We start from the raw sequence: 12,751 nt of genomic DNA, 5'->3' as shown, positions 1-12,751 counted from the left end.
GAGCTAATTGGTGGAAGAAGACGCAGACTGGACGGCCTCCCGGACGGCATCGGCGGTCACGTCGAAATGAGAGGCTTCAAACACCGGCGTCTCATCGTCGAGCACGATGGCCTGTGGCGTCTCGTGTCGCACGTCCAGGGCCTCTGCAATCTCGTCGGAGAGGGCTCGACTGTCCTGCACGACGATCTTGTACACGGGCAGAGCGCTGTCCTCCGCGAGGGCGTGCAGTTGTTTGTCCGCCTTGGCGCTTACCGGACAGGCTGAGCTGTGCTTGAACACGAGCACCGGGCGGTCCTTGGAGGCGGATTGCGCCTCCGCCCAGCTGGCATCGGTAGAAAGGGGACGAAAGGGAGAATCAGACACTGAAGTTTGTGCGTCAATGGGACAGATCGCTTGCGTTATCCGTACCGTAAGACGGATGCCGTGATACACGGACGGGGGTGAACAATCGGTCAATACCACCTGGGGAGCCTCCAGATGGACCGACTGACCCGGGCGGGCCCCAACCTCTGTTGCTTCACTCAGTCACGCACGCTTATGGAGACGCCAGAGAACGCGGCCGACGATGTACAGTGGGCCCTCACTGATCTCTACGACCACCCTGACGCCCTGAAGAAGGACCTTGCGGCCCTGGAGGACGATGCGACGGCCTTTGCCGAGCGGTACCGAGGACGGATCGCGGAGCTGGGGCCCGAGACACTGGCCGAGGCCCTCGACGCGCTGGGTTCCCTCCAGGACCGCCTCGGCCGGGCGCAGGCGTATGCCTACCTGTACTGGACGGCCGACACCAATGATGCTGAGCGAGGGGCACTCCGCCAGTCGGTGCAGGAGACGGTCGACCGCATCGGGCAGCGCCTCGTCTTTTTTGAGACCGAATGGGTGGCTCTCGGCGCGGACCGGGTGGCCGACCTCCTCGCCCACGAGGCCCTTGACGACTACCGACACTACCTGGAGACCGAATATCGGCGAAAAGAACACGTCCTGAGTGAGGACGAAGAGAAGGTGCTTTCTGAGAAGAGCATCACTGGCAAAAACGCCTGGACTCGCTTCTTCGATGAGACGCTCGGGGCGGCGCGGTACGAGCTCGACGGGGAGGCGCTCACGCAGCAACAGATTCTGTCGAAGCTCTACGACCCCGATCGCACGCTTCGGCGAGAAGCGGCCCTCGCCTTTACGGACGGCCTGAAAGACCACCGTCGCACCCTCACATTCGTCTTCAACACGCTCCTCGCCGACAAGGCTTCCACCGACCGGCTGCGCGGCCACGACCACTGGCTCGAGCAGCGGAATCTCGCGAACGAGGTGGACGACGAGACGGTCGACACGCTTGTTGAGGCCGTGACCGGTCGGTACGATCTCGTGGCGCGTTTCTATCGCCTGAAGAAACAACTTCTGGGCGTTGAGGAGCTACACGACTACGACCGCTACGCCCCCATCCGCGAGGCGGATACAACCTACGAGTGGGACGAGGCACGGGCCCTTGTTCTGGATGCCTACGGAGACTTTCACCCCGAGATGGCCCGGGTTGCCCGCCAGTTTTTCGAGGAAGACTGGATCGACGCTGCCCTTGTCCCGGGCAAGCGGAGCGGCGCGTTCAGCCACGGCACGGTGCCGAGTGCGCACCCGTACGTGCTCCTCAATTACACCGGCAAGCCCCGCGATGTGCAGACCCTTGCCCACGAGCTGGGCCACGGAGTGCACCAGTTTCTGGCACGCGAGCAGTCCATTTTTCACCACGGCACGCCCCTCACGACCGCGGAGATGGCGTCGGTCTTTGGCGAGATGCTCGTCTTCCAACGCCTGATGCGCAACGAGGAGGACCCGGCGAACCGCCTCGCCCTGCTGGTTGCCAAGATTGACGACACGCTCGCGACGGTCTTTCGGCAGGTGGCCATGAACCGGTTCGAGCACCGAATTCACACTGCCCGTCGCAACCAGGGTGAGCTTCAGGCGGACCAGTTCGCGGAGCACTGGATGGAGACGCAGCGGGCGATGTTCGAGGGAAGCGTTACCCTTGGCCAACACTATCAACACTGGTGGAGCTACGTCCCTCACTTCTTGCACACGCCCGGTTACGTGTACGCCTACGCGTTCGGGGAGCTGCTGGTGCTGGCCCTGCACGCCCGCTACGAAGCGGCCGACGGGGGCTTCGCCGACCGCTACCTGGATCTCTTGCGGGCAGGCGGGGCCGACTGGCCCCACGCACTGGTCGGCCAGATGGGCGTGGACCTGGAAGACGAAGATTTTTGGGAAACGGGCCTCTCGCACGTCGAGTCCCTCATCGAAGAGGCGGAGGCGCTCGCGGGCCAGACCACGCTCGATCCGTCTCGTGAGAATGGATCCCCGCGTACCTCTTCGTGAGCCGTCCACCCGGTCTTTTTCCTTCGCTTCCGTGTCCGACTCCTCGCGCTCGAGCAGCCACCCGGAATTCTGGAATGTCCGCTACGAGCGGGACGAGCCGCTCTTTGGGGCGGAGCCAAATGCCTTCGTGGAGGAACAGGCCCATCGCCTGCCCCCAGAGAGTGCGGTCGTGGAGCTGGGGGCAGGGGAGGGACGCACGCCGGCCTGGCTCGCCCGGGCACACGGCCACCACGCCACGGCGGTCGATTTTTCAGAGACGGCCCTCGCAACGGCACAGGAGTGGGCGATGGCTGAAGACCTATCGCTCAACACCATACAGGCAGATGTGCGTACCTGGCAGCCCAGTCGGCAGTGGGACGCGGCCCTCGTTACGTTTCTGCAGTTGCTTCCCGACGAGCGCCCCCGACTGTATCGGCTGTTAAAAACCCTGGTACGGCCCGGCGGCTGGATGTTTGCCGAGTGGCTTCGGCCCGCCCACCTGACTGGTGACTATGACCGCCTGGGCCCCAGCCGGATGGACCGGATGGTCCCGGTCGACGAAGTGCGTCGGGCCTTCGCGGGTGAATCGCACGTCTGTGTAGAGCCTGTCGATGTTCACCTCCACGAGGGTTCGCATCTCAATGGAAAAGCCGCCGTCGTGCGAGCAACCGTACAGGTTGGGGCCCCTTGAAGGCCACACGGACCTGAATGATGCGCGGATGTGGGGGACAGCCCCACAACATTTTCCCGGATTGCCGTGCCTGTGGGTCGGGGCCGCCCGTGCAGACAGTAGCAATGGCAGACGGTACGTTTCCCGCTGCGAGACTCCCGGACGCGCGTCCTGACTGTTCTGCCCCACTTCTCCCATCTCCCCATCCCATGCTCGACATTGACGACCTGCTTGTCGCCCACGATCATTCACCGGTGTCCGCCCGCGCCATTCGCCACGCCTTGGATCTGGCCGCCCGGACGGGGGCGACACTTCACGTCTTCCACGCCGAGGTCCTGCACGAAGCCCCCGACCCGGACGCGGAGAGGGGGCGCTTGCCGAACGAGGAGCTCTCGCGGCTTCGCGACGAGGTGCAACAGGAAGGTCCCCTCTCGGCCGATGCCCTCAATGCGGTGACTGTTAAAAACGTGGTGCGCCGCGACGTGTCTGCCGGCCCCGCAATTGTAAACTACGCGGCGGAGGCCGGAATGGATCTCATCCTGCTCGGCACGCATGGGCGCCGCGGACCGAGTCGCATCTTGATGGGCAGCGTGGCCGAGGAGGTGGTGCGCCGGGCCGAGCAGCCGGTGCTGACCATCCGTGGCCACGCCGACGATCCCTCAGCGTTTTCCACGTGGGCCGTCGACCGGATCCTCGTTCCTGTTGATTTTTCTGACCCGTCTCGCAAGGCCCTCCGCACCGCAAAAGCCTGGTCGGCCCTGTACGACGCTACAATCGATGTCCTTCACGTTGTGCCCGAGCGCGTCCAGCCGGCCTTCTACACGAGCGGGGTGCAGTCCATCTACGACATGGAGCCGGAGATCGAGCAGAAGATGATGGACCATCTGGACACCTTCCTCGCCGAGACCGGCGGGCCGGAGCAAGAGACCCGACCGCACGTGATTGTGGGAAATGCGGCTCCATCCATCGCGGAATTCGTAGATGCTGAGTCCATTGATCTTGTGGCCATGTCAACCCACGGCCGTACCGGGCTCGATCGATTTCTGCTCGGCAGCGTGGCCGAGAAGGTGATTCGACACGTGCACTGCCCGGTGCTTACGGTATTGAGTAGAGCGCGAGAAGAGATGTAAAGGTCCCGTCCCGTGCTTTGGCCGAGACATGAACCTGTCGGTGGCGGGACTCTTCTTGCTGAGTGAAACGAAAGGATTTCATTGTTCGCGGGCGTGCCTGGCGCTTTGTGGGGCAAGCGGCAATGCGGAGGCAACCCCTCTCGACTGTGCCTCTCGACCGCGCTCTAAGCGTCTGTGCCCTGAGCTTTCGCCTGGGCAGGCTCGCTCGAAGGAGTGGGCGTACCAACGCCTTCAGGTACAGAAGCGACAGGTTCACAGAAGCGACAGGTTCGGGATCCGAGTAGCTGGCGAGATGGCCTCGCCCACCGGAGGGCGGCATCGACCGCACATGTGGTGCAGACCGCAATGGTGTAATACCAAATGCCGACGGTCATTGTGCACATTCGTGTGAATGATACGGGAAGAGAACGTCGCGAGGCGCGCCTCGCGACGGGCCTTCCGAGACGTCCCAGAGCCATCCGGTGCATGGTGATCCCTCGCAACTGGTATAACCCGGCGGGTTCGCACAAGACCTCTGAGGACCGACAGGCCCAGAGGCAGGGACGTAGACCCGTCGTGGGACGAGGGCAGAGAAGCCCGTGAAGAATCTCCCGGCTTCAACCGGGGGAGAAGTCAAAGGATGTACTGACTGAGGTCCCGGCTCGACGCGATCGAGCTCAGACGGTCGCGCACCTTATCGGCGTCGATGGTGATCTTGGAGCCGGCCGGAATTTCCTCGGGGACGTCGAAGAGAAGGTCCTCCAGAAGCGTCGTCAGCACCGTGTGGAGGCGTCGCGCGCCGATGTTTTCCACGTCGGCGTTCACTTCGGCGGCGATTCGTGCAAGCTCGCTCACCCCTTCCTTCTCGAATTCGATTGTCACGTCCTCGGAGCGGAAGAGGGCCCGGTACTGCTTGACGAGCGCGTTCTTGGGTTTCGTGAGGATCTCGTAGAAGTCGTCCTCGTCGAGGTTGTTGAGTTCCACGCGGATGGGGAACCGGCCCTGCAGTTCGGGGATGAGGTCGCTGGGCTTGGAGGCGTGGAAGGCCCCACTGGCGACGAAGAGAATGTGGTCGGTCTCGACCATGCCGTGCTTTGTGGTTACGGTGGAGCCTTCCACAATAGGAAGGAGGTCCCGCTGTACGCCCTGGCGCGACACGCCGGCGCCCTGGCCGCCCTCGTCGCGGGTTCGAGTGCCGGAGGCCACCTTGTCGATCTCGTCGACGAACACGATCCCGGCCTGCTGTACCCGCTCCAGGGCATCTTCCTTTACCTGGTCCATGTCGATCAGCTTCTGGGCCTCCTCCTGCGTGAGGATCTCGCGGGCCTCCTCCACGGTCACGCGCCGCGTCTTTCGCTTCTGGCCGCCTGCGAGGTTGCCAAAGAGCTCCTCCAGGTTGACGCCCATTTCCTCCATGCCCATGGGGCCGAACATCTGCATCATCGACTGCGAGTCGGACGTTACCTCAATCTCGATCTCCCGGTCGTCGAGGTCGCCCCGCTCCAGCTTGTCCCGAAACTTTTCACGGGTGCGTTCCCGGAGGCTCGTGGAGTCGTCTTCAGACTCGGCGTCGTCCGGCTCGCGCACCGCAAGGTCCGGCCCGTCGGACGTCCCGTTGTCGGCCTGGGCCGCTGTGTCGTCGTCGGGGGGAATGAGAATGTCCAGGATGCGCTTCTCGGCCAGCTCCCGGGCCCGGTCCTGCACCGCTTCCTTGTGCTCCTTCTCCACCATGTTGACCGCGATGTCGGTAAGGTCGCGAATCATGCTGTCCACGTCGCGCCCCACGTAGCCGACCTCGGTGAACTTGGAGGCCTCCACCTTGATAAACGGGGCCCGGGCGAGGCGGGCCAGCCGGCGGGCGATCTCGGTCTTTCCCACGCCGGTGGGCCCGATCATGATGATGTTGTTCGGGACGATCTCGTCCCGCATGTCCTTCGGCGCGTTCTGGCGGCGCCAACGGTTGCGGAGGGCAATCGCCACGTTCTTCTTGGCGTCGTCCTGCCCGATGATGTACTTGTCGAGCTCGTCGACAATCTGACGGGGCGTGAGGTCTTCAACGTGCTGGGTGACGTCGGACATACAGAATCGGAATCGGCGGTGATCGAAAGGGTGCAAAGGGGGGCAGGAGACAGACCGTCTCAGTCCTCGTCCGTGCGGGAGGACGCCTCGTCTTCGTTCTCCGACGCGACGGCGGAGGCAGGGGCCGTGGGGGACTGGATGGCCTCGTCCATGTCGTACGCGTCGGCGGATTTGTCCCCGTCGCCGCCCGAGGATGGGGAAGGGGACGAAGTCGAGGAGCGGCCGACCGTCTCGTGGAGCTCCTGGACGCTGGGGTGCTCGTCGTTCACAATGAGAACGGTGTAGTTGTAGGGGTAGCCGTTCCGTTTTTCGAGGCGTGCGGCCCCGGCCGCCTCCAGTTCGCTCACGAGGGACTTGGGGTCCTCGTCCGGCCCCATGATGTCGGAAAGCTTGCGGAGCAGGGGAGTCAGGTACACCTCGTCGTACTGTCCAAAGTGCTTCTCCGTAATCTTGATGGCCCGCTGAGCTGCAGGGTTATCGAGCGACTGAAACTGCTGGGGGGGCGGGGCGTCGGGCGCCTGGGCGCGGGTGTAAGTGGCCCCACCGGTGGGGGCGTTCGCCAGCAGATCCTCCCGCGACTCTTCGCTGAGAAGATTGCGGGCGTCGAGATACCGGCTGTCTTCGACGAACGAGGGGGTGTCGGCCGTCTGCGGCGGATTGACGGCGGCCACCAGCGGGCGACAGCCCTGCTCCCGAATCCAGCGGACGAGGGGGAGGTACGGGCGGTTTCCCGTGACGATCACCACCGTCTGGACATTCGGTCGGCGCGTCAGGGCCTGGGTCACGTCAAGGGTAAGGCGAATCTCCGAGGTGTTGTCCTGCATTCCTGCGGAGACGTGGACCGGGGTGATGCCCTTCCGGTGCAGGGCCGAAGGAATCTGTGTGTCGTTGCCGTCAGGCAGGGTGTCGAAGGTGCCGTACGCACGGCCCTGGATGGTGGGGGTGTCGTCTCCTTCCTCCAGGTATCGTCGGACTTCTTCGAAGATCTCCTCCGCGTACGCACTGGTCGACCGGTCCCGTTCGCTCTGAGACCTCAGGATGGTGTAGAGGTTGTCGTAGTCGACGTACATGGCGGCCCGTCGGGGCGGCTCGCCATCGGCTGGGGAATCGTAGGACATAGAATGAGTGTGTCCTGAATATAGGGCAATGTAACGTGAAATCCTCCGTCCGGGGGAAGCATTTGTCCGTGGAGCCCCGAGGAATCAAATGGGGGAGTGCTCGCAGCTACTCCGATTCCGCCTGAATGTCGCGGATGGTCCGGTTATGATTCGTGTAGATACAAATGTCCGCGGCGATTGAGAGGCCGTTCTCGACGACCTCGCGGGCAGAGAGCCCCTCTGCGTTCTGAAGAAGGGCGCGGCTTGCGGCCAGGGCAAACGAGCCGCCGGAGCCGATGGCAAGAATGTCGTCGTCGGGCTCGATCACGTCGCCGGCGCCGCTGATTAGCAGTAACTCTCGCGGCGAGGCGACGGCCAGCAGGGCTTCGAGGCGGCGGAGGTACTTGTCGGTGCGCCACTCCTTCGCCAGCTCCACGGCCGCCCGGGCCACGTTGCCGCCGTATTCCTGAAGCTTTTCTTCGAAGCGCTCGAACAAGGTAAACGCGTCGGCGGTGGACCCGGCGAACCCGGCCAGAATGTCCCCGTCGTACAGCGAGCGAACCTTCTCGGCCTCGTGCTTGACGACCGTTTCGTTCATGGTGGCTTGGCCGTCCGATCCGAGGGCAATTTGTCCGTTGTGGCGGACGCCAAGGACGGTCGTTGCGTGGGGGGAGTCGGTGTCGGCAGTCATGTACGAGGAGGGGGACATCAGGGAGAACGGGCGCATTCTGCTAGGTGACACGCAGGAAAACTTCTGCACCGTACCTATATGCCCTGCGCGGGAAGCGGTTCGAGACTGACTGGCCTGAACACCATGAGCCACGTTTTTCGCTAAACTTTAGCCGGTGGGGGGCGACGAACGCACACTCTTCTGTCCGTCGCCGGGAAGGGCGGTGTTAGCGTGCAGACGGCTCTTGGAGCGCCCGTTGCTGGGGGGGCGATTCCCGCAGAATGACGACCGCGTGGCTGATCTCGTAGAGGGGCACGGCGGGACGGAGAGAAATGTCGAGTTCGCTTCGGCCGGTGGGAGCGGCCACGGAGTCGACGGTTCCGATGCGGCGGCCAGGGGGGAAGGTGCTGCTGTGGCCGCTGGTGACGACACGTTGGCCCGCCTCTACGGGCTCGGTCTTGACGACGTGGTCGAGCTGGAGGCGGTCGAGGCGTTCGCCGCCCCAGCGGACGATTCCCTCGGCCCGAAGCGGAAGGATCGTGCCCGGCACCCGGAAGTCCGTGTTAAGGAAGGGCATGACCCGGGCGTAGTGTTCGTTCGTCAGGACGACAGTGCCCACAATGCCCTGCTCGTGGACGACCGGCATGCCCTCGGCGACGCCGTCGGCGGTGCCGACATCGAGGATGAGAAAGTTTTCCTTCTGAAAGATGTCCTTCGTGACGATGCGGGCGGGACGGAGGGGAGCGTCGGTGGTGTCCGTGAGGTCGAGCAGGCGCCGCAGTTCGTCGTTGCGCTGGCGCACGTCGCGAGTGCGGGCGACCTGGCTAGAGAGCTGAATGTTTTCGCGCCGCAGCTCGTTGTTCCGTTCGAGGACCCGGAGGTAGCGGCCCACCCAGGCGAAGGTGCTCTCGACCTGAGCGGTCCATCCCATCGCCTGTGCCCGCAGGGTGCGGACCAGCGGCTGGTTTTGAGTGAGCATGAGGGCCCCCGCCACCAGAAGAACGGCGCTCAGAAGAAGCCAGTCGGTGGGGCGATTCTGAGACGCCATGGGGGACAGGCAGCATCAGGTCCGAAGGAATGACCAACGGAACGCGTTCTGCCGCTTCAGGTGAGCACGCGCTCGTAGTTTTCCAGGTTCTCCAGCACCTCGCCGGTGCCCCGGACCACCGCTTTCAAAGGGTCTTCGGCCACGTACACGGGAAGCTCCACGCGGTCGCGGAGCATCTGATCAATGCCTTCCAGGAGGGCCCCCCCGCCGGTCATCATGATGCCCCGCTCCAGCACGTCCGCGCCGAGCTCCGGGGGTGTGCGCTCCAGCGTACGCAGGACGGCCGCGCTGATCTGCTCAAGATTGTCGTGAAGAGCCTCGCGCACGTTGACCGACGAGATGGTACGCACCTTGGGAATCCCGCTCACGAGATCGCGCCCCTTCACCGACAGGTCCAGCTCCGTGTCCAGCTCAATCGCGCTGCCGACCTCACACTTGATGCGTTCGGCGGTCCGGGAGCCGATGAGGAGATTGTGGTTGCGCTTGAAGTACTGCACAATCGCCTTGTCGAGCTCGGCCCCGCCGACGCGGAGCGACTCGTCCAGGACGATGCCGGAGAGGGCGATGACGGCGATTTCAGTCGTTCCCCCCCCGATGTCCACGACCATGTTGCCCACGGCCTCCTGAATGTCGAGCCCGATGCCGATGGCCGCCGCCATGGGCTCGGACACGAGGTTGACCGTTCGGGCCCCGGCGTGCTCGGCGGAATCGCGCACGGCGCGCTTCTCAACCTCCGTGATGCCGCTTGGGACGCACACGACCATGCTCCGAATGGAGGTGAGCCAGTTGCCCTTCACTTTTTGGAGGAGGCCCTGGATCATCTCCTCGGCGACCTTGAAGTCGGCGATGACCCCGTCCCGCAGCGGCCAGATGGTCTCGATGTCCTGGTGGGTGCGCTCGTGCATCTGCAGGGCCTCGTGACCGATCTCCCGTACCTCGTCGGTGTCGGAGTCGACCACGACAATGCTCGGCTCGTTGAGGACAATGCCCTCGCCGCGGATGTAGACGAGGGTATTTGCCGTCCCGAGGTCGATGGCGACGTCCTGAGAGAGGTTGAAAAACATCAATCGTTCTGTGCGGAGGATGAGGACCGGCGGCGCCGAAGAGAGGCTACGGGCCGGCCAACCGGTGGAATGGGGACGGTGGGGAGGAGGAAGCCGGGGCCGATGGACGAGCCATGCTGCTCGCTGACGGTCGGCCCGACAGGGCCGTTTGTCGGGGCTGGTCATCGGGGCCGGCCTAGTGCCGGAAGTGACGCTGTCCGGTCAGTACCATGGCCACGTCGTGGGCGTCGGCGGCCTCAATCACCTCGTCGTCGCGAATGGACCCTCCCGGCTGGATGGCCGCGCAGGCCCCCTCGCTCGCGGCGGCTTCAAGGCCGTCGGCGAACGGAAAAAACGCGTCCGACGCTACCACGGAACCGGTAAGGTCAAGTTCCGACTTGCCGGCCTTAAAGACCGCGAGTTCGGAGGCATCAATGCGGCTCATCTGTCCGGCGCCGATGCCGAGGGTGGCCCGGTCGCGGGCGTAGACGATGGCGTTGCTCTTGACGTGCTTGGCCACGCGCCAGGCGAAGTCGAGGTCGGTGCGTTCGTCGTCGGAGGGGGGGCGGGCAGTGGGCACGTCCCATTCCTCCCGGGCATCGGCGGCCGATGGGAGGGCAGGATCACGCGTCTGTACCAGCGCGCCGCCCAGAACGGACCGCGTGTCCAGCCGGCCGCTGTCGCGGGCGGGGTGCTTGGCACGAACCACGCGGCGCCGGTCCTGCTCCGTGAGAAAATCGAGCACACCGGACTCGAACGCCGGTGCGATGACGATCTCGGTGAAGATCTCGTCGATCGCCTCTGCGGTTGCCCGGTCGAGGGGCCGGTTCACGACGACGATGCCCCCGTAGGGAGACTGGGTGTCGGTGGCGAAGGCCTGCTGCCACGCGTCCTCAAGGGTGTTGGCGGTAGCCACGCCACAAGGGTTGGTGTGTTTGAGAATGGCACAGGTCGGCCCCGCGTCGCGAAACTCGTCGATGAGGGCGAGGGCACTGCTCGTATCGAGGAGGTTGTTGTAGGAGAGCGCCCGGCCGTGCAGCTTCTCGTAGAACTTGGACGGGTTCCCATAGAGAGCGCCGTTCTGGTGGGGGTTCTCGCCGTATCGAAGAGACTGGGCTTGGGGAAGCGAGACGTTGTAGGTGTCTTGAAGGCCGGAGTCGGTGTCCGAGCCTGCCTCGGAGGGGCGAGAGAGGTGCGCGTCGATGGTCTGATCGTAGGCGGACGTGTGGGCAAAGGCCGCTTCGGCGAGGGTTTGGCGCGTTGGGGCGGACAGGTGCGCGTCGTTTTGCTCCAGTTCGTCGGCGACGGCGGCGTACTGATCCGGCGCCGAGACCACGCCCACGTCGAAGTGGTTCTTGGCGGCGGCGCGCAGCATCGTCGGGCCGCCGATGTCGACGTATTCCATGACCGTCTCTGGGTCGGCGTCCGGGTCCTGGACTGCCTCGGAGAAGGGATACAGGTTGCCGACGACGAGGTCGATGGGGGCATAGTCGTGTTCGTCCAGCGCCGCCAGGTCGTCCGTGCGCGAGCGGCGGGCGAGGATGCCGGCGTGGATGGCCGGGTGGAGGGTCTTGACGCGCCCCTCCAGTACCTCGGGCACGCCCGTCACGTCGGCCACGTCGGTGACCGCAAGGCCGGCATCCCGGAGCGTCGCGGCGGTGCCGCCGGTGGAAATGAGCTCGACGTCGAGAGCACGGAGTCGCCGCGCGAAATCGGCGATGCCGGTCTTGTCGTAGACGGAGAGGAGGGCGCGGCGAACAGGCGTAGGGGCGTCGGTGGGCATGCGGGGGAATGGTTATTCCGAGTCTGAGGGGGAGCGGGGGGAAGCGGTGGCATCTTCGATTCGAATGGTGCGCCCGTCGTGGCGAACCCGATCCTCGGCGAAGAGGCGCAGGGCCTCCGGGTAGAGGCGATGCTCCACCTCGCGAACCCGGTCGGCGAGGACATCGGGGGTGTCGTCGGTGTAAACCGGCACTGGTTCCTGGAGGACAATGGGCCCGTGGTCGTACTCTTCGTCCACGAGGTGCACGGTGGCCCCGGTCCAGTGAACGCCGTAGTTGAGCACAGCGCGGTGGACGTGCATTCCGTACATGCCCTGTCCGCCGAAGGCGGGAAGGAGGGCTGGATGAATGTTCGTCATGGAGCCCCGGTACGCGTCGACCACATTCGGGGGAATCTTTTGCATATACCCCGCGAGGGCGACGAAGGTGACCTCATGTGCCTTCAAAGCGTCAAGCAGGGACTGACCGAAGGCCGTGGGGGTCTCGAAGGACGCAGGTGGGATCACCTCCGTCGGCACGTCGTGCTGCTCCGCCCGCTGGAGCGCTCCGGCGTCTTGGGTGTTGCTGATGCAACACGTCACCTGGGCCGGGAGAAGGTCATCGCCGACCGCGTCGAGGATGGCCTGAAAGTTGGTTCCTTCCCCGGAGGCAAAGACAGCGAGACGCATCGGTCGGCTTGCAGTCAAGTGATAAAAAGGGGAGGACACCTTGTGCAAAACCAAAGATGCGGGTAGGGGACAGCAAATGCCAGCACTTTTCCGGCAAATTTGCTGTGAGATCGTGCACACGGGGCCTTTTCATCCTTTCGTGCGGCACAGGCGAAACCACTGCCTTTCAGAGCGCCTGGCTCGGTCGTTCTGAGGGGCGTAGCGGCAAACTTTGGGGAAGAGAGAGTGCCCGGACCCCGGACACAT

11 protein-coding genes are annotated in these 12,751 nt (G+C 64.4%); 3 read left to right on the top strand and 8 right to left on the bottom strand.

The features are described 5' to 3' along the window. Positions 1–3: 3 nt before the first annotated feature. Positions 4–363, bottom strand: coding sequence for a bacillithiol system redox-active protein YtxJ (gene ytxJ / locus B7R93_RS13540; protein WP_103021276.1), 360 nt, complete (start codon positions 361–363; stop codon positions 4–6). 174 nt (positions 364–537) lie between these two features. Between ytxJ and B7R93_RS13535 the strand changes: the two genes are divergently transcribed. From B7R93_RS13535 to B7R93_RS13525, 3 genes are all read left to right on the top strand, one after another. Beyond that, a complete protein-coding gene (locus tag B7R93_RS13535; protein ID WP_103021275.1) occupies positions 538–2,361 on the top strand; it encodes a M3 family oligoendopeptidase in 1,824 nt (607 codons plus the stop codon). Between the two features lie 31 nt (positions 2,362–2,392). Beyond that, complete coding sequence (locus B7R93_RS13530) at positions 2,393–3,031, top strand: SAM-dependent methyltransferase (RefSeq protein WP_103021274.1); 639 nt, start codon at positions 2,393–2,395, stop codon at positions 3,029–3,031. 188 nt (positions 3,032–3,219) lie between these two features. Next, positions 3,220–4,140, top strand: a complete 921-nt coding sequence (locus B7R93_RS13525) for a universal stress protein (protein WP_103021273.1) — start codon at positions 3,220–3,222, stop codon at positions 4,138–4,140. A gap of 612 nt (positions 4,141–4,752) precedes the next feature. On the opposite strand, the gene hslU is transcribed toward B7R93_RS13525, so the two are convergent. From hslU to purN, 7 genes are all read right to left on the bottom strand, one after another. Next, a complete protein-coding gene (hslU, locus tag B7R93_RS13520) occupies positions 4,753–6,198 on the bottom strand; it encodes an ATP-dependent protease ATPase subunit HslU (protein ID WP_103021272.1) in 1,446 nt (481 codons plus the stop codon). A 59-nt stretch (positions 6,199–6,257) separates the two neighbouring features. Further along, positions 6,258–7,316, bottom strand: coding sequence for an NYN domain-containing protein (locus B7R93_RS13515; RefSeq protein WP_103021271.1), 1,059 nt, complete (start codon positions 7,314–7,316; stop codon positions 6,258–6,260). Between the two features lie 106 nt (positions 7,317–7,422). After that, the gene (hslV, locus tag B7R93_RS13510; protein WP_103021555.1) at positions 7,423–7,986 is read right to left on the bottom strand and encodes an ATP-dependent protease subunit HslV; all 564 of its coding nucleotides are present in this window, start codon (positions 7,984–7,986) and stop codon (positions 7,423–7,425) included. Between the two features lie 205 nt (positions 7,987–8,191). Further along, positions 8,192–9,013, bottom strand: a complete 822-nt coding sequence (gene mreC / locus B7R93_RS13505) for a rod shape-determining protein MreC (RefSeq protein WP_232798451.1) — start codon at positions 9,011–9,013, stop codon at positions 8,192–8,194. Positions 9,014–9,069: 56 nt separating this feature from the next. Further along, a complete protein-coding gene (locus B7R93_RS13500; RefSeq protein ID WP_103021270.1) occupies positions 9,070–10,077 on the bottom strand; it encodes a rod shape-determining protein in 1,008 nt (335 codons plus the stop codon). Between the two features lie 175 nt (positions 10,078–10,252). Then, a complete protein-coding gene (gene purH / locus B7R93_RS13495; protein ID WP_103021269.1) occupies positions 10,253–11,839 on the bottom strand; it encodes a bifunctional phosphoribosylaminoimidazolecarboxamide formyltransferase/IMP cyclohydrolase in 1,587 nt (528 codons plus the stop codon). Between the two features lie 12 nt (positions 11,840–11,851). After that, positions 11,852–12,505 carry a phosphoribosylglycinamide formyltransferase gene (gene purN / locus B7R93_RS13490; RefSeq protein WP_103021268.1) on the bottom strand — a complete coding sequence of 218 codons (654 nt, stop codon included), beginning with the start codon at positions 12,503–12,505 and terminating at the stop codon, positions 11,852–11,854. Positions 12,506–12,751: the final 246 nt, after the last annotated feature.

The sequence above is a fragment of the Salinibacter altiplanensis genome (genome assembly GCF_002894645.1).
GTDB classification, from domain to species: Bacteria; Bacteroidota; Rhodothermia; order Rhodothermales; family Salinibacteraceae; genus Salinibacter; species Salinibacter altiplanensis.
The sequence above is the reverse complement of the archived record's forward strand: the minus strand, read 5'-3'. Positions and strand labels throughout refer to the sequence as shown.